This window comes from Xanthomonas sp. 10-10, assembly GCF_040182365.1.
GTDB classification, from domain to species: domain Bacteria; phylum Pseudomonadota; class Gammaproteobacteria; order Xanthomonadales; family Xanthomonadaceae; genus Xanthomonas; species Xanthomonas arboricola_F.
Window position 1 is genome coordinate 2,756,764 of the sequence record NZ_CP144460.1, and the last position, 18,077, is coordinate 2,774,840.

Below are 18,077 nucleotides of genomic sequence, written 5' to 3' on the forward strand. Positions count from 1 at the left end.
CGCCTTTGCGGCCCTGCCCGTCCCGGCCAAGGCGCAGGCGTCATTGCGTGGCGCGCTCTGCCCGCCGCACCGCGCCGGGCACATCGATCTGCACGGTGGCCGGCATCTGCTGGATCCGCAGCTCGCCATTTTGCCAATCCACGGTTTCGCCGTTGACACTGGCCTTGCCGGGTTCGCCCTGATACGGCCAGACAAACACCACGCCACCTGGCGGCATCAGCAGGCCGGGTTGCAACTGCAGCGACAGCTGCTTTTCGGTGCGCTGCAAGGTGTAGTTGAGGCGGCCGTACGGGGTGCGCAATTCGGCAATGCCGATGCCCTTGCCTTCGAACCAGCGCGTCGGCGTGCCGGCGGCGATCACGATGCTCTGATCCGACTCGCGCATGTACGCGAACATGTCCAATACCGAACGGACGAAATCCGATGCCACCCAGGCATGCGGCAGGTCGCCGACGAAGAACGGCGTGCGCGGCGTGCGAGAGACCACCTCGGCCCACTGATTCCAGGGCTGCGGTGCGCGATCCTTGAAGAAGAATGCGGTCGCGTCCCAGGCGCGCTCGCGCCAGCCCAGCCGCACGAACGCGGCGACGTTGCGCCACTCGTACGGGGTGTAGTCCTTCCACTCGCGCTTGCCGTCGCGACGGTCGGAGAACTCTTTCCAATAGCGTTCGAAGGTGTTGGCCAGCAGGTCCTGCGGCAGGCGCTGCTGCTCGCCTCCCGGCGTCAGCGCGATGGTGGTCGAGGTCGCATCGAAATCGCCGAGCTCGGCCGAACCGGGCAGGAAATCGAGCTTGTGCTCACGCACCGCCGCACCCAGCGAGGCGATCAGGTCGCCGCTGAACTCGTCGCGGGCAGCGCTGAAACGGGTGACGTCCTCCGGCCTGTCGAGGGCGCCGGCCAGCAGGGTGGCGTCCTTGTAACCTCGCAGTGCCCAGAAGTTGTCCCAGTACGAATGCACTGGCTTGGCCGAATAGCCCTCATGGCTGATCGACACCGGCATCATTCCGTAGAAGGCCGGGTTGCGCATGAAGTTGTCTTCGGTGCGCTCGCTGGCGCGCAGCTTTTCCATGTAGTCGAAGGCACCGGCGACATGCGGCCACATCTTCTCCAGGAACGACCTGTCGCCGGTGTAGCGGTAGTACTCGGCGATGTTGTAGATCAGCTCGCCATGGCTGTCGTTTTCCGGCACCGGGTCGCTGCCGCGGTCGTCCACGCAGCACGGCACCATGCCGTCGGCAAACTGATACGGCGCAAACCAGTCGACGTAGTCGCGCACCACGTCTTCGCGGCCGAGCCGCAGCAGGCCTTCGGAGATCATTGCGCCGTCGCGGATCCAGCTGCGCGAGTACGAGCGTGTGCCCGGCTGCAGACGCGGACCGATGCGCGAGATCAGCATGTGCGCCAGCGCGGTACGCAGCGTATCGACCACCGGCTTGCCCTCGGCCGGCACGCTGATGCGCACGCGATCGAGCTTGCCACGCCATTGCTGGGCCACCTGCCGCTGCGCCTGCTCGGCATCGAAGCCGGCCGGAAGTTGCGCAGCACCGGTCTGCGGAATCACCAAGGCCACTTCACGTTTCTGGCCGGGTTCCAGCGTCCAGCGATACATCAGCACGCCCGACGCCAGGCCGGTTTCGTCCTTGACCTGGGTGACGGTGGGCGGCGTGGCGGCGGTGAGATGGCTGACATCCATACCGCTATCGAAGGCGCTGGCAAAGCCGGCATCCGGCCGCTGCACGGCGAACACGCGCGGCTTGCCGTTAACGCTGACCTGCGCGCCGTCCACCGCCAGTTGTTCGATCCGGCTGACGCCACCCAGGGTATTGAGGAACTGCGCCGGCGGGTTGACCTGGAACGGCCGCACTGCCAACGCCAGGGTGAAGTCGCGCGCCTGCTTGCCGGTGTTGTGCAGCTGATAGCGTGCGACCAGTTGCGCCTGATCCGGGGTGCCCTGCACGAACGCGGTGACGCGCAGGTTCATCAGGTCGTGATGCCAGTCGACGCTGGGGATCGGCAGGTAATCGTCCTGCAGGCTTTGCTCGCTGCTGACGTCGGACCAGTGCAATACTTTGCCGCCGGTGACCACGAACGGCTCGATGCTGAAGCCGCCCTTGCCCACTTCCACCGCGCCGTCCTCGCCGATCAGGCCCTGCTCGGTGCCGCCATCCAGACCCAGGATGGTCCAGTACGGCTGCTCGCCGGAAAACCCCCGTGGATAACTGCCGCGCGGCAACTGACCGGCCAGCGATTTGATGAAGTCGTTGGGCGTTGCCGCAAATGCCAGCGGCTGCAGCTGGACCTCTTTGATGCCGTAGCGCCAGTTCGGGCCGTCCTTCAGGTCGAAACGCAGGTAGCGCGCTTCGGTGTCCGGCAGTGCCAGCCAGTCGGTCCCACCGGCGCCGGCGGTGACGGTGCGCAGATCGCGCCAGCTGCGGCCATCGGCCGATGCACGCACTGCGTACTGCGAGGCCTGCAGGCCGGGCACCCACTGCACCACCGCGCCCCCGAATTCGCGCACCTTGCCCAGATCCAGCGTGACGGTCTGTTGCTTCACCGCGCCGCTGAGCCAGAAGGTGTCGGGCTTGCCATCGGCCAGGCGTTGTTCCAACGCCGGCGCCGTGTCGGTGATCGCCTCGGCCTTGAGCGGCGAGGTGTCTTCCGGCGGCAATGGGGTGAGCGTCAGGCGGTCGAAGCACACCGTGCCCTTGCCGCCGACCTTGTTGTAGATGGTGAACTCGACATCGGCGCTGCTGCGCAGCTGCTTGTCCGCACCCGGTCCCCAGGCCTTTTCGATGTTGCGCTTGCGGTAGTTGAAGGTGGTCCAGTTCTTCGGGAAATTGAAGCCCGGCCGGTTGACCCACCACACGTTGTCGCCGCTGGCATCGATCAGCTTGAGCTGCAGATCGTTGGACGGCGATTCGCCACGCAGCGAAAACCCGATGCGATAGTTCTCGGGGTAGTCGAGCGGCAGTGTGCGGCGGATGCCGACGTAGCCGGACACGCCGTTGAAGTTGTAATCCAGGCACAGCGCATGCCCACCGGAGGGCGTTGCCACCGGGCGCAGCGAGCCGCTGACCTGGTTGGATACCACCAGACGCCAGGCGCCGATGTCGTTGAAGCCGTCGAGCACGCGCTCCTGCGCCTGCGCCGCGCCCGCAGACGTGACGAAAGCGGCCATGGCACACAGTCGCAGGAACACTGGTTTCACCCCTTCACACTCCCCAGCAGAAGACCTTGGATGTAGTAACGCTGCAGCGCCAGGAACAATAGCAGCACCGGAATCACCGTCACCACCGCGCCGGCCATCATCAATTCCACGTCCATGATGTGCTCGCGCGACAACGCCGCCAGCGCCACCGGCAAGGTGTATTGCTCCTGATCGGTCAACACGATCAGCGGCCACATGAAATCGTTCCACGAGCCCATGAAGGTGAAGATGGTCAGGGTGACCAGCACCGGCTTGAGCATCGGCAGCACGATCTGGAAGAAGATCCGCATCTCGCTGGCGCCGTCGATGCGGGCGGCCTCGATCAACTCGTCGGGAATGCTGCGCGCGTACTGGCGCACCAGGAAGATGCCGAACACGGTGGCCAGTGCCGGCACCACCACCCCGCCGATGTTGTTGACCAGGTGCAGCTGCTTCATCAGCAGGAACAGCGGCAGCATCGCCACCTGTGCCGGAATCACCAACGCCGCCATCAGGATCTTGAAGATGCGCTCGCGGCCGACGAACTGCAGCTTGGCGAAGGCATAGCCGGCCATGGTGTTGATCAGCAGCGAGCCCAACGTGATCAGCCCGGACACCAGCAGGCTGTTGGCGAAGTTGCGCGCCATGCCGGTGCGCGCGAACAGCTCGTGGTAGTTGGCGGTGGTGAACGCCGACGGCAGCATCGGCGGCGGAAACCGGCTGGCTTCGCCAGTGGGCATGAACGACACCGACAGCATCCATAGCAGCGGCGCCAGGCTGATCAAGGCCAGCACCAGCAAGCCGCCGTTGATCAGCACGCCGTTCCAGCGCGATTCGCCGACATCACGACTCATATCAGGTCCTTCTTGCGGCCGAAGCGCAGCATCACGGTGGTCACCGCCAGGATGATCAGGAACAACAGGAACGCCACCGCCGACGCGCGGCCGAGGTTCCACCACTTGAAGCCTTCCTCGAACATGAAATACAGCACGCTGACGGTGCTCTGCAGCGGGTCGCCGCGGGTCATCACGTAGGGCTCGGCAAACAGCTGGAAATAGCCGGAGATGGTGATCACCCCGACCACCATCAGCACCGGGCCGAGCATCGGCAGGGTGATATGCAGGAACTGCTTCCAGCGTGAGGCGCCATCGATGCGCGCAGCCTCATACAGGTCCTGCGGAATCGCCTGCAGCCCGGCCAGGAAGATCACCATGTTGTAGCCGAAGTTCTTCCATACCGCGAACAGCATGATGGTGGGCATGGCCCAGCGCGGATCGCCCAGCCAGTCGATGGGGGCGATGCCCAGATGGCTCAGGCCGAAGTTCACCAGGCCGTACTTGATGTGGAACAGGTAGCGCCAGATCACCGCCACCGCCACCAGCGTGGTCACCACCGGCGCGAACAAGGCGGTGCGGAACAGCGCCTTGAAGCGCGAGGCCTTGGCGTTGAGCAGCAAGGCCGCACCGAGCGACACGCCGATCGACATCGGCACACCCAGCAACACGAAGTAGGTGGTGTTCCACAACGACTTCCAGAACAGCGGCGTCTGCAGCAGATCGATGTAATTGCCCAGGCCGACGAAGCGCAGGTGGCTGCTGTCGGCCAATGCGTACAGGTCGAAGTCGGTGACGCTGAGCACCAGCGCGGCGAACACCGGCACGCCGAAGAACATGCCCAGCACCAGGATCGACGGGGCTGCGAATACCCAGCCGGCGACGGAATTGCGCTTCATCATCGTGCCGCCTCCTTGTCCGCTGCTGCGGCTGGCGTCGCGGCTGGTGGTGCGTCTGGTCGTGCGTCTGACCCACCAGCAGGTGCAGTGGATTCACCAGCGGGGCCGACATGCCCGCCCTCCTGTTCGAAGATCCAGCGGCGCTTGGCCAGTATCTCGTCCACGCGTTTGTCCAGTTCCTGCACGGCGGCCTCGTGCGATTGACCGCCGCGCACCACGCGCTCGGTCACCAGGCGCATTTCCTGCACGATGCGCTCCCACTCCAGCACCTTGGGCGTGGCCTTGACCCGCTCCAGCTGATCGCCGAAGGCGTGCGCCAGTTCGTCGTTGGCCAGCGATGGCAGCTTCCAGGTGCTACGACGCGGCGGCAGGTCGCCGATGATGGCGTGGAAGCGCGCCTGTACCGTGGGCTGCGACAGGTATTCGATCAGCTTCCAGCTGGCATCCTTGTGTTGCGACGACTTGAAGATCACCAGGCTGGAGCCGCCGGCAATGCCCGCGCCCAGGCCGTTGGGTCCCGGCAGCGGCGCGGTGCCCCACTTGCCTTCCATGCCCGGCGGCTGGCGCAGCTTGAACTCGCGCACGTTCCACGGGCCGGACAAGTAGAACGCGTAGTAACCGTTGAAGAATTCGTACCAGACGTTGGAGACCTGGGTCTCGGACACCTTCGGCGCCCATCCGTTCTGGTACATGGTGTCGTAGAAGCCCAGCGCCTTGCGGAAGCCTTCGCCGCGGAAGTTGCCGTAATTGTCGTGGTCGCGCAGCAGGCGGTCGTCCTGCTGCAGCGCGAACGACAGCTGCTGCTCGAACTCGTTGAGCGGCATCAGGATGGCGTAGCGGTCCGGGCCGACCTTGCGCTTGATCGCTGCCATCACCTGTTCCATCTCGGCCCAGGTCTTGGGCATTTCGTTGTAACCGGCCTCGCGCAGCAGATCCTTGCGATAGAACAGCAGCCGGGTGTCCACATACCACGGCACGCCATACAGGGTGCCATCGACCAGATTGGTGTCCCACACGCCGGGGAAATAATCCTGCGGGTCGACGATGCTGGACCGCGCCACGTATGGCTGCATCGGCTCCAGCGTATCCAGCAGGGCGAACTCCGGCAGCCAGGTGTTGCCGAGTTGGCACACGTCCGGCAAGCCGTCGGCGGCGAAGGCGGTCAGCAGTTTCTCGTGCGCCGCCGTCATCGGGATGTTCTGCACATCGACCTGGATGTCCGGGTTCTGCTTCTCGAAGTCGGCCACCAGTTCGGCAACCACTTCGGCCTCCTTGCCCATGGCCCAGAAGCGCACGGTGGTCTTGGCGGGATCGGAGCGGTCACATCCCGCCGCACCTGCACACAGGGCGGCGGCCAACATCAACAGTTTCAAAAGGCGCACGGATTACTCGGGTTTTTGGCGTTGCGAGGGGTCTTGCTGGGCCTGGGCGGCGGCGGCACGCGATTCGGCCATGCCCAGCGAGCGTGCGGCGGCCTTCTGCTCGTCCTTTTGCGGCAACGGCTGCGGCTCGCCCTCGGGGGTGAGCCAGCCGCCGGTGAAGCCGGCGCGTTCCAGACCGGCGCGGATGTAGGGGTTCTTCTTCATCACCGTCCAGACGAATTCGTTCTGGTAGTTGGCGATCATCGCCAGGATCGGGCCCTGGTCGATGGCGATGTAGTCGCTGGCCACCCAGCCGCGGTCCGGCACCATGCGCCCGGTCTTGAGCGGGATGTCGTAGTTGAAGCTGGGGTTGAACGAATCCAGGAAGCCGTAGCTGGAATACAGGAAGTCGCCATAGCGCTTGTGCATCTCTTCGGTGGCCGGGATCACTACTTCCGGGGCGAATACGATCGAGGAGATCGCCGCCGATGGCACGATGGTGCCGTCGTCGAAGTTCTCACGCAGGCCGGCGCCGCGCGAGGAGTAGTGGCGGAACTGGCGCTGCTCGCCACGATATTCCTGGCTGGTGTTCTGCGGGCCGTCGCCAGCGGTCAGGCCCCAGACGTTCTCGCCGTAGTCCTTCCACTTCATCGGGTTGTCGATGGCGTAGTCGCGCTGGGCCAGGGTGGCGCGGCGGCTGTTGAGGAAATAGTCGATGCCGCGTTCGCGCATGTACTGGTCCTGGATATCGCGGAAGTCGATCCAGACATGGCTGTACTGGTGGCCGAACAGCGGGCCGAAGGACAGGTACTCCTGCCCCTGGTAGACGCCCCAGTCGTTGTTGTAGGTCCGCGTCCAGCTGGTCCACGCCTCCGGGTCCACGCCATGGGTAGGTGAGCCCAGCGCGAGGATGTACAGCATCATCGCTTCGTTGTATCCCATCCAGTCGTGGTCGATGAAGCCGCTCTCGGGGAACCAGCCCATCGAGATCAGTGGTGCGCGTTGCTGCAGCCAGCGCCAGTCCACGCGCTTGTACAGCGTGTCGGCGATCTGGCGGATTTCTTTTTCGCGCGGGTCGTCGCCGTCGTAATACGACTGGGTGAACAACACGCCCATCATCAGCAGCGCGGTGTCCACGCTCGACAGCTCGACCCAGCTGTCGTAGCGGTTGCCCTGCTGCATATCCAGAAAGTGATAGTAGAAGCCCTTGTAGCCGGCCCTACCGGTCCGCTGCGGCCCCATGGGCGCATCGCGGAAGAATTTCAGCGTGGTCAGGGTGCGATCGATCGCCTGATTGCGGCTGACCCAGCCATTTTCGATGCCGATCGGATACGCGGTCAGCGCAAACCCCACCGAGGCAATGCTGGCGAACGGACGCGATGGAAATCGATCCGGCGCCAGTCCGTTGAGTTCGTTGGTGGTGTCCCAGAAGAACTGGAAGGTGCGTCGCTCGATGTCCGAAAACAGGGGCGGCAACGGCGGTTTGACCGGCTTGGGGGGGATTTGCGCTTCGATCAGGATCACTTTTACGGGTGCCTTTTTTTCAGCGACCTTGGGCTCCTCGGCCTGCTTGCAGGACGCCAGCAACAGCGCTCCCAGCATGAATGGAACGATCAACCACCGCGATGTGTTGCCCCTGTTCATCCGCCCCCCACTTGTGTAATCGATTACATCCCGCACGCCAACCTACCCTATCCAAGCGCCGAGTTCGACCGCCCTGGCCTGCGCCAGGGCGGTCGGGTCCTCACCAGTTCAGGCCAAAGGCCAGCCGGAAGGTCCGCATCGGCGATGCCAGCACGCCGGTTGGCGTGCCGTAAGCCGTGTTCAAGTCACCGAGTGTCCCGGTCTCGCCGTTAAAGTCGGCGTAGTTCACCCAATTGAACACGTTGAGGATATCCGCACGGACGTTGAATTTGACACCGCCGCCGGTATCCCATTCTTTATTGGCCGCAATGCTGAACTCCTTGTAGCCCAGCGTGCCGTCCGGCTTGAACTGGACGATGTAGCACTGGTCGTTGCCGGCCACGCAGTTCTGCCCGTAGCGCGCGGTCTGGCTGGCCAGCGACAGCTTGCCGGACAGCTTGACCTCGTACGGCAGCTCGTAGATGCCGGTGACCACCAGACGGTTCTTGGCGATGCCACCGGCCTCGCGCCAGCCGTAGTCCTGGACGCGCTCGCGATCCAGCGCGTAGTGCTCGCCGAACTGGCGGTTCTCCTTGGCATCGGAATAGGTGTAGGCCACGGTCAGGCCCCAACCGGATTCCTCATCGAAGGGCTTTTCGACCTGCAGGGCCAGCTGGTTGTTGCGGGTCTCCACGCCATTCGTGCCCAGCACGATCGCGCTATAGCCGTCCGGGCCGTCGTTCGGCGAACCGGAGGTGGTACCCGGCAGGAAGAACGAGCCGTCCGGCAGACGGTTACCGCGCACGAACGCGAAACCGTCGTGGCTTTCGATGCGGCTCAGGGTCACGTCGGTGAACCAGTCCTGGCCCCATAGCGGCACCATGTTGCGCATGCCGATGCTGAATTGGTCGGAGTACGGGGTCTTGATGTTGTTGTCGATCAGATAGATTTCCCGCCCGCCGCCGCCAGCGCTGGTCGCCGCCAGTGCATCGAGCCCTTCCTGGGTGTTGTAGGCCGGATTCCATGCGGTGCACGGGTCGCCCAGGCAGGCCTGGCCGTTCTGGGCGTTGGGGTTGGTGAAGTAGTAGCTATAGGACTTGAACGAATTGTTGAGCTGTTCGAGCGCCAGGTAATCGAAGATGTTGCGGTCGTAGGCACGGCCGGCACCGCCGTAGATCACGTGGGCCTGGTCGCCAAACAGGTCGTACGAGGCACCAAGACGCGGCTGCCAGGCATTCTTGAACGCCTTGCGGTTGTTGCCGGTGCTGATGAAGTTGTTGATGTCGTAGTTGGCATTCTGCAGGTTCGGCCAGTTCTGCAACGCACCGGCTACATCGGACGGCGTGACGAAGTCCAGGAACGCAGGGGTTTCTTCGTAGTCGTAGCGCACGCCCAGGTTCAGGGTCCAGTGCTCGTTGACCTCCCAGTCGTCCTGCAGATAGATGCCGTACTGCTTGTTATTGGACACCACCGAACCACCACCTTCGACCAGCGGCGCACCGAAGCGCACCCGGTACGGCGTTTCGAGATCGCCGAGGATGTTGTAGTAGTACTGCGGGTTGGCCGGATTGAACTGGGTCGAATCCAGATCGATGCTCTTGAACTTCACGCCCATCTTGACGGTGTGCGCGCCGTGCCATTCCAGGCTGTTCAAGGTCAGGTCGTCCTGGAAGGTCCAGCCCTTCTGCCCCTTGCGCTGGAAGCTGCTGCCGGCGCCCGCGGACAGCACTTCGTCCTCGATTCCGCGCACTGGCGCATAACTCAGCACATAACCGGTGCCGTTGTTGATCGGCGCCTGGTTCCAGAACGCGCTCTCGTAGCTGAGGTTGGCTTCGTTGAGGAAGTTGGCACCGCTGTACTGCCAACGCAGGTTGGCGCGCTTTTCTTCCTGGCCGTTGATGCTGCCGTGCTCGAGGGTCGAGGTGCCGCCGACATCGTTGAGCTCGTCTTCCTTGCGGTACTTGCCACTCAGCTCGAACAGGTTGTTCTCGCCGATGGTCCAGTCGATCTTGCCGAAGTACAGGTCTTCCTTGAACGGGGTGCTGTAGGTGGCAACCAGCGGCTGCAGCTGCGCAGGCAACTGGTCGACGCGGTCGGAATAGATCGAACCGGGGATCACCACGTTGGGGGTGGTGTATTCCTTGGCCTCATAGGCGATGAAGAAATGCGCCTTGTCCTTGAGGATCGGGCCGCTGAAGGTGGCGCCGTACTGGGTCTCCTCGAAGTCGTCGCGCACGCCGGCCTTCTTCTCCAGCGGGCTCTCTTCGCGCCAGCCGTCGTTGCTGGTGTCCCAGAAGAAGCTGCCGTGGAAATCGTTGGTGCCGGACTTGGACGAGGCCACGATGGCCGCGCCGCTGACCTGGTCGAACTCGGCCTTGTAGTTTGAGGTGATGACCTTGTATTCGCCGATCGCCGACTGCGGGAACGGGTTGCCGCGGCTGGAGTCCTGGCCGCTGACGCCGCCGGTGAGCACGTAGTTCTTCTGGCTCACGCCGTCGATATAGACGTTGGTGCCTTCGGCCGAGGTGGCGCCCGAACGGACCTTGGTGGTGCCGTTGGCATCGCGGGTGAACTGCACGTTCGGCACGGTGTCGGCCAGTTCCAGGAAGTTGCGCGTGGCACGCGGCAGGTTCTGGATCTGCACGTTGGAGATGTACGTGGCGTTCTCGGAGGTGCGCGTTTCCACCAGCACCGGCGGCGCCTTGACCTGCACCGCGTCCAGCGTGGTGGCGTTACCAGCTTCGGCCGTGGCCGGCTCGCCGCCGACGCCCAGGTTCAAGGTCGCCGTCTGGCCGACCTGCACGGTCACATTCTGCGAGCTGGTCTGACCATTGGCGGTGACGTCGATGCGGTACGAGCCCGGCGGCAGACCGCCGACCGAATAACCGCCGTTGCTGACCTGTACGGTGCGGGTCAGGCCGGTCGCCAAGTTGGTGGCCGTCACCTGCGCCTGGGCGGCGGGAGCGGAGTCGACGCTGACCTGGCCGCGGATGGTCGCGGCAGTGCTCTGCGCAAATGCAGGCGCGGCGCCCAGCAGCAGGCAGCTGGCCAGAGCACAGCTGAGCAGCTTGCGCGACGGGCGGGCGGAATGGGGGTGGTGGTGGCGCATTGGTCCCTCCAGGGATCGGTACAGATTGTTGTTGTGGTGTTGCAAACCAGCAGGAACGACCGCTGCGGGGGAGCAGCGGGAGCGGACAGAACGTCCGCGAAAGTCAGGGGCCGGACTCGCCGGCGCCGCAGGAAGTCCGTATCACCAGCTCGGGCGTCAGCAGTTGGCGGCTACCGTCGTCATGGCCGGGCAGTTCCACCAGCCGCATCAATCGGGTCATCGCCTGTTCGCCCAGACGCGCGATGCTGACCCGCATCGTGGTCAGCGCCGGGTGGACGAAGCGCGCCAGCGGAATGTCGTCGAACCCTGCCAATGCCACATCGCCAGGTACCGACACCTCGGCCTGCGCAAACGCGTACAGGCAGCCGAGCGCGGTCATGTCGTTGGCGGCGAACACCGCATCGGGCAATGCGCCGGCGGCCAGCATCGCCAGCCCGGCGCGATGCCCGGAGGCTTCGTCGAAGTCGCCGGCATACTCGATTCCCTGCGCCTGGTCGCCGAATCCGGCAATCGCGTCGCGGAAACCGCGCAGGCGTTCGCGCGCATCGAAATTGAGCGAAGGCCCGCCGATGAAGGCGATGCGCCGGTGGCCCGCACCCAACAGGTGCTCGGTCATGGCCATGGCGCCGGCATGGTCATCGATGCTCAGCACCGGATAACCGGCGCCGGGCAGATGGGCATTGATCAGCACGGTGGGCAGCGCCTGCGGCAGGTTGTCGGTGAGAAATCCCGGCTGCTCGGCATACGGAGAGAGCACCAGCAGGCCGTCGACGCGCCCGCGCATCGACCGCAGCGCCCTGCCCTGGGCTTCCGGGTCGCCGTGATAGCTGGACACCAGCAGGTGCTGGCCGGCAGCGCGCGCCGCGCCGTCGATGCCGCGGATCAACTCGGAAAAGAATTCGCCGTACAGGTCAGGCAGCACCACGCCCAGGGTCTGCGACCGCCGGCTGCTCAGGCTACGGGCTGCCGCATGCGGGCTGTAGCGCAGCCGTTCGGCCACGTCCATGACCTGCTGACGCACCGGCCCGGCAACGTTGTCGTGCCCATTGAGCGCACGCGACACGGTGGCGACAGAGACCTGCGCTTCCCGAGCGACATCTTTGATGGTGACCGCACCCTTGGCCATTCGTGTCGCCCTCCGCGACCGACTTCCCAAAACTGGCGCGGACTGTAAGCGTTTTCATAAGCAGGCGTAAACCCCCATCTTCACACCCGTGAAAACGCTTACAGATCAAGCATCTGCAAGTGATGAATGCGTGAATGAATGTGCTGCGACGCAACAAACCCGCACCCACGTCTCCACAAACGAAGGTGAACGGCGATCACGGTTGGGGATGGCTGGGCCTGCTCATGGATCGGGAGCGGAGGATGGCTTGCCAATCGGTCGGTCGCTCCGGCGCTGCCCAACTTTGCAATGTCCTCCTGCGCAGGAGCGCACCGGGGCGCGACGGCTTTACCGGTAAGGCCCGTCGCGCCCAGGTGCGCTCCTACGACAGCGGTCTGTCGGATTGGCCTACCCAGCCTCGCCCGGCGCGATCGCCTCGATCGACAAGGCGTGAATGTCGGTCTGCATCATCTCTCCCACCGCGGCGTAGACCGCGCGGTGACGCGCCAGCGGCGGCTTGCCGGCGAAGACGGCGCTGACCACGCGCACATTGAAATGGCCGCGGCCGTCGCGGGCGCCGGCGTGGCCGGCATGCCGATGGCTGTCGTCCACCACCTCCAGCTCGGTCGGCGCCAATGCCGCTTGCAACGCTTGGCGAATCCGCTCGACCCGGCTCATGGCAAGACCCTGCGGAACGGCCGGACGTCCGTGCGCACGTAAACGCCGGCGGCCACATAGGGGTCGGCATCGGCCCAGGCGCGTGCGTCCTGCAAGGCGTCGAACTCGGCAATCACCACACTGCCGCTGAAACCGGCCGGACCCGGATCTTCGGCATCGATGGCCGGGCACGGGCCTGCCACCAGCAACCGCCCTGCCGCAGCCAGCGCCTGCAGGCGCGCCAGATGCGCCGGTCGCGCCTGCTGCCGCGCGGCCAGTGCATCGGCCCCGTCATACCCTTCGATTACGTACCACACATGCCACCTCATCCAGGACTTGAAGATCACCGCCGAGATTCTAGCCGCGTCAGCGCTGGACACCGCCCCCGCGCACGCATTACCCTTGGCGCTACTGCACACGCAACCGGACGCAGCGGCCCGTCGGCCCAGGCCCCATGCCTCATTCGACGACCGAATCGCTGCCCACCGCCGGCTCGCGTAGACGACCTCCTCGCTATTCCGTCGCCGCCTGCCACGCGGCGCCTGATGATATGCGGACCGGCGGATGTGAATTTGTGGGATCGTGCCGAAGCAGGCACGACATTGATCGCAATAACTCAAGGCAAAGCCCTGCAGGCGCGGCTTAAGACCGCGGCCGGCGACCGTAAGACCCGATGTCGACCTGATGAATTCCGAACTCGCGCACGTCGCGACTCCGCCAGCCACAAGCGCTCATCCACAGCAGCAGGAAATGCCGCTGGCGGTGGTGCATGGGCAACCGGTACTGCAGATCCCCCAGGATCTGTATATCCCGCCGGATGCGCTGGAAGTGATTCTGGACGCGTTCGAAGGTCCGCTCGACTTGTTGCTTTACCTGATCCGCCGCCAGAACCTGGACATCCTGGATATCCCCGTGGCCGAGATCACCCGGCAATACGTGGACTACATCAATGTGATGCAGGAGCTGCGCTTCGAACTGGCGGCCGAATATCTGGTGATGGCCGCGATCCTGGCCGAGATCAAATCGCGCATGCTGTTGCCGCGCCCACCCAGCCAGGACGGCGAAGAAGAAGACCCGCGCGCAGAGCTGGTGCGCCGTCTGCAGGAATACGAGCGTTTCAAGCAGGCCGCCGAAGACCTGGACACCCTGCCCCGCATGGGCCGCGACAGCGCCCCGGTGCAGGCGCATCTGCCCGAGCGCGCCGCGGTCAAGCTGCCGCCACCGGTGGAACTGAAAGAAATGCTGATGGCCCTGTACGACGTGCTCAAGCGCGCCGAGCTGTTCACCGGCCATGCGATCAAGCGCGAGGCGCTGAGCGTGCGCCAGCGCATGGGTGATGTGCTGAGCCGCCTGGACGACGGCAAGTTCTACCGTTTCGAATCGCTGTTCACTGCCGAAGAAGGCAAGCTCGGCGTGCTGGTCACCTTCCTGGCGCTACTCGAATTGGCCAAGGAGCAGTTGCTGGACATCGTGCAGGAAGCGCCGCTGGCGCCGATCTACGTGAAGTCGCTGGCGTTGGGCAATACCAATGCGCCGCTGCAATTCTCCAGCGAATTCGATGACAGCGACGCTGCCAACGAACCTATCTGAAGCCGATCACCGAATGGATCAAGCGCTGATCACCCGCATTATCGAAGCCGCCCTGTTGGCCAGCAGCCAGCCGTTGACGCTGGCGCAGCTGCAGGGGCTGTTTCCCGAAGAAGAGCCGGCGCCGCCCGGCAGCGTCGAGCGCGCGCTGGAACTGCTGCGCGAGGGTTGCACGGAGCGCGGCGTGGAGCTGGTCGAGGTGGCCTCGGGGTTCCGTTTCCAGGTCAAGGCCGATGTGCACGGCTGGGTCGCCCGTCTGTGGACCGAACGCCGCACCAAGTACACCCGCGCCACGCTGGAGACCCTGGCGCTGATCGCCTACCGCCAGCCGATCACCCGCGGCGAGATCGAACAGGTGCGCGGCGTGGCGGTCAGCAGCAACATCATCCAGGCACTGGAAGAACGCGAGTGGATCCGCGTGGTGGGCCACCGCGACGTGCCAGGCAAGCCGGCGCTGTTCGGCACCACCAAGGGCTTCCTGGATTACTTCGGGCTCAAGCGATTGGACGAGCTGCCGCCATTGTCTGAGTTGAAGGACATTGCCGAGCTGGAACCGCAGCTGCCGCTGGATCGCGACGGGCAACTGGATGGCGCGGTGCCGGCATCGGCGGCGATGGATGCGGAGCTTGCCGAAGCGGGTCCGGATGCGGATGCGGAGCTGGCGGATGCGGAGGGCGCTGGTGCAGCGACCGACGCGGCAGCCGGCGTGCACTCGGAGGCGGATGTTGGCGCGGATGCCGACCCGAGCGACGATGCGCCGGAACGCCGCGATGCGGACGTTTTGCCAGCAGCGGACAGCACGCCCGACGCAACCAGCGACACCGATGATGCAACGCACGTCGATGCCGAGATGGATGTCGATGTCGACGGTCAGGCTGCCGGCACCGCAACTGCAGTCGACGAAGAAAACGAACACCACGCCGACGCGGCCGATGACGATGCCAGCACGGATGCGTCGCGTAAGCAGACAACGCAACACCCCGAGCCTGTCTCGGCGCAGGACCCGAACACGCTGGACCCAGACGACGCCCGTGAGGGCGACCCCGACACCGCGCCGGGAACGCGCGCGGATGCAGTGAACGAAGACGAAGACAACGCCGTCGCGACGACGACCGTGGCTGTTGACGAAGCCGATTCCGACCCAGAGGCCGACCCAGAGCGCGTCGGCCGGAGCCAGACACATGAGTGACACCCCCCGCAAGCTGTCGTTGAACAAGCTTTCCCTCAAGCGCGACAGCGCGCCCGAAGCGCCCAAGCTGGAAGAGCGCCTGCACAAGGTGCTGGCCCAGGCCGGCCTGGGCTCGCGCCGCGCGCTCGAGCAACGTATTGCCGATGGCCTGATCAAGGTCAATGGCGCCGTCGCGCAGACCGGCATGTCGGTGCGCAGCGGCGACAAGATCGAGCTGGATGGCCGCAGTTTCGTGGCCAGCGCGCTGACCGAACCTTCGCGCGTGCTGATCTACAACAAGCCCGAAGGCGAAGTGACCACCCGCGAAGATCCAGAAGGCCGCCCGACCGTGTTCGAGTCGCTGCCGGCACTGAAGGGTTCGCGCTGGATCGCCATCGGCCGCCTGGACATCAACACCACCGGTCTGTTGTTGCTGACCACCGACGGTGAGCTGGCCAACGCGATGATGCACCCCTCCTACGAGGTCGAACGCGAATACGTGGTGCGCATGCGCGCCCCGGAAGGCGAGGAAAAGGTCTCCGACGCCATCATCGAGCGCCTGTCGCGCGGTGTGCTGCTGGAAGACGGCGGCGCCAAGTTCGACGAGATCGAGCGCATCGGCGGCACCGATTCGCACGACTGGTTCCGCGTGGTGGTCAAGGAAGGCCGCAACCGCGAAGTGCGCCGCCTGTGGGAATCGCAGGGCTGCCAGGTCAGTCGCCTCAAGCGCAGCCGCTACGGCAAGATCTCGTTGCCGCGCGAACTGCTGCGTGGGCAGTCGGTGGAAGTGGCGCAGGACAAGGTCGACGCCCTGCGCGCCGAACTCAAGCTCGAAGAAGGCGCGCCGTCGGCATTGACGCTGCAGCCGGTGATCGGCCAGCGTCGCGCTGCCAAGTCGACCGTGCACGTCTCGCGCGATGGGCGCAGCAACGCCTACGTCAACGGCCAGACTTCCGGCGCCGATGAAGGCCGCGAGCTGCGTCGCTTCGACAACCTGCGCGAGGATCGTGGCGGCCGCGGTCGCGGCAAGCCCGGCGGCTTCAAGGGCGGCCTCACCGTCAGCGGCGAAGCGGCCGCCAAGCAGTCGCAGCAGCGCCCGTTCAAGCAGCGCGGCCCGGCCAAGGGGGACCGCTCGTTGCCGGACGGCAACCCGGCCGCGTTCCGTAGCTGGTATGTGCCCGATGGCGTGAGCACCGGCCCCAGCGGTCACCGCAATGCCGGCCCCAGCGGCCCCGGCACCGGCCAGGCGCGTCCTTATGCCAAGAAGGGTCCGGGTGGCGCGCGTCCAGGTGCCGGCGGCCCAGGCAATGCACGTCCCGGCGCAGGTGGCCCCGGGCGCGGCGGTGCCGGTGGCGGACAGGGCCAGTCGCAGGGCCAGGGTCAGCGCAAGCATCCGTACGGGCATCCGGGCAATGCACCGAGCTTTCCGTCCGATCATGCCAATCCGGGCTTCAGCCCGTATGGCGCGGCGCGTCCAGCAGGTCGCCCGACCGGTGCACGCGCCGGCGGCCCGGGTGGTAGCCGTGGTCCGGGCGGCAATCGCGGTCCCGGTGGCCCGGGTGGCGCACCGCGTGGCGCAGGCGGCCCGGGTGGGCGCCCGCCGGGCGGCGGCAACCGTCGTCCGCCAGGCGGCGGCAATCGCGGCCGCTAAGAGGCGGCACGCGCAATAAGAAAACGGCCCTGCAAAGGGCCGTTTTTGTTTATGCACTCAATGGCGCTGCGCGTCATGTTCAATTGCAGCGGCAGTGAAGCGACGATTTCGATTGCAGCGGCAGTGAAGCAACGATGACCTCGCATCCACGCGACGGGGGTCCGATTCGCCAGGCCCATCGCAGCGACGCAGGCAGCAGTCGAACGCCACGCGCCACTGGCACGATGCGCAAGCGCGTGAACTGGCGCAAGGCACACCGCAAACCATCGGTCATCAGACGCGCACGGATGGCGCGAAGACACGCAGCTCAGATGCCGCGCAGGTAGCTGTCGCGCCCATCTGACATCAAGCGCAGCAGGCTACCGGCTGCGCTTACTTGCGGCGTTCGATGACGAAGTTACCGACGTTGATGCCCAGATCGACGCCCTCGCCCGTACCCGCCAGGGCCAGCGAGATATCACCCTTGGTGACCACCTGCGCGGTACTGGACTTGACCACGCCGGCATGCGCCTCGGCAGCGGCGTAGGTGCCGAACAGATCATTCAGGCTGTAAGCGCCGGAGAACGAACCGCGGCCGCCGGTGATCTTGGATTTGCCAACGGTCAGGCCGCCACCCTTGCTGGAGATCTTGACCGGAATGACCGCGCCGTTATCGCAGGTGATGGTGCCGGTGCCGCTGGCGGTCTTGTAGAACACCGACCACCCGGACAGGTTGAACTTCAGCTGGCAATCGATGTTGCCGGCGGCCTGCGCCTGCGGCGCCAGCGTTGCCGCGCCGAGCAGGGCGAAAAGAGACAGTGACTTGATCATGTGTGCGTAGCCGGTGGTGGACGTGGCGCGAGACTAGCAGCGCCGACGTAGCAGCCGCGACAAGGTCACGACAGCTCTCCAACCCGC

At 65.2% G+C, this 18,077-nt stretch carries 13 protein-coding genes; 3 read left to right on the top strand and 10 right to left on the bottom strand.

Annotated elements, in window-relative coordinates; translation table 11 throughout:
* Positions 1 to 40 precede the first annotated feature (40 nt).
* The 9 genes from VZ068_RS11630 to VZ068_RS11670 form a co-directional block, all read right to left on the bottom strand.
* The gene (locus VZ068_RS11630; protein ID WP_349655392.1) at positions 41 to 3,178 is read right to left on the bottom strand and encodes a discoidin domain-containing protein; all 3,138 of its coding nucleotides are present in this window, start codon (positions 3,176 to 3,178) and stop codon (positions 41 to 43) included.
* Positions 3,179 to 3,204: 26 nt separating this feature from the next.
* Positions 3,205 to 4,041 carry a carbohydrate ABC transporter permease gene (locus VZ068_RS11635; protein ID WP_259167774.1) on the bottom strand — a complete coding sequence of 279 codons (837 nt, stop codon included), beginning with the start codon at positions 4,039 to 4,041 and terminating at the stop codon, positions 3,205 to 3,207.
* Positions 4,038 to 4,922 (bottom strand): sugar ABC transporter permease, encoded by an 885-nt coding sequence (locus VZ068_RS11640; protein WP_011258869.1) that lies wholly within the window; start codon positions 4,920 to 4,922, stop codon positions 4,038 to 4,040. Before VZ068_RS11640 ends, VZ068_RS11635 begins: the two co-directional genes overlap by 4 nt.
* Positions 4,919 to 6,301, bottom strand: a complete 1,383-nt coding sequence (locus VZ068_RS11645) for a sugar ABC transporter substrate-binding protein (RefSeq protein ID WP_349655393.1) — start codon at positions 6,299 to 6,301, stop codon at positions 4,919 to 4,921. The genes VZ068_RS11640 and VZ068_RS11645 overlap by 4 nt, the downstream gene beginning before the upstream one ends.
* Before the next feature lie 3 nt (positions 6,302 to 6,304).
* A complete protein-coding gene (locus VZ068_RS11650; protein ID WP_259148744.1) occupies positions 6,305 to 7,924 on the bottom strand; it encodes a glucoamylase family protein in 1,620 nt (539 codons plus the stop codon).
* 100 nt (positions 7,925 to 8,024) lie between these two features.
* Positions 8,025 to 11,012: a TonB-dependent receptor gene (locus VZ068_RS11655; RefSeq protein ID WP_349655394.1), complete on the bottom strand. Its 2,988-nt coding sequence runs from the start codon at positions 11,010 to 11,012 to the stop codon at positions 8,025 to 8,027.
* Positions 11,013 to 11,115: 103 nt separating this feature from the next.
* Positions 11,116 to 12,138, bottom strand: a complete 1,023-nt coding sequence (locus tag VZ068_RS11660) for a LacI family DNA-binding transcriptional regulator (protein ID WP_349655395.1) — start codon at positions 12,136 to 12,138, stop codon at positions 11,116 to 11,118.
* A gap of 387 nt (positions 12,139 to 12,525) precedes the next feature.
* Complete coding sequence (locus VZ068_RS11665) at positions 12,526 to 12,795, bottom strand: BolA family protein (protein ID WP_349655396.1); 270 nt, start codon at positions 12,793 to 12,795, stop codon at positions 12,526 to 12,528.
* Positions 12,792 to 13,091, bottom strand: a complete 300-nt coding sequence (locus VZ068_RS11670) for a YciI family protein (protein ID WP_046962706.1) — start codon at positions 13,089 to 13,091, stop codon at positions 12,792 to 12,794. The genes VZ068_RS11665 and VZ068_RS11670 overlap by 4 nt, the downstream gene beginning before the upstream one ends.
* Positions 13,092 to 13,458: 367 nt before the next feature.
* On the opposite strand from VZ068_RS11670, the gene VZ068_RS11675 reads away from it, so the two are divergent.
* Genes VZ068_RS11675 through VZ068_RS11685 form a run of 3 tightly spaced genes read left to right on the top strand, consistent with a single transcriptional unit; the run spans position 13,459 to position 17,180 of the window.
* Positions 13,459 to 14,364: a ScpA family protein gene (locus tag VZ068_RS11675; RefSeq protein WP_349655397.1), complete on the top strand. Its 906-nt coding sequence runs from the start codon at positions 13,459 to 13,461 to the stop codon at positions 14,362 to 14,364.
* On the top strand, positions 14,303 to 15,550 hold the full coding sequence (gene scpB, locus VZ068_RS11680; RefSeq protein WP_349655398.1) for an SMC-Scp complex subunit ScpB: 1,248 nt from the start codon (positions 14,303 to 14,305) through the stop codon (positions 15,548 to 15,550). Before VZ068_RS11675 ends, scpB begins: the two co-directional genes overlap by 62 nt.
* The gene (locus tag VZ068_RS11685) at positions 15,543 to 17,180 is read left to right on the top strand and encodes a pseudouridine synthase (RefSeq protein ID WP_349655399.1); all 1,638 of its coding nucleotides are present in this window, start codon (positions 15,543 to 15,545) and stop codon (positions 17,178 to 17,180) included. Before scpB ends, VZ068_RS11685 begins: the two co-directional genes overlap by 8 nt.
* 372 nt (positions 17,181 to 17,552) lie before the next feature.
* Here the strand turns inward: VZ068_RS11685 and VZ068_RS11690 are convergent, their stop codons facing one another.
* Positions 17,553 to 17,990, bottom strand: coding sequence for a hypothetical protein (locus VZ068_RS11690; protein ID WP_046962693.1), 438 nt, complete (start codon positions 17,988 to 17,990; stop codon positions 17,553 to 17,555).
* Positions 17,991 to 18,077: the final 87 nt, after the last annotated feature.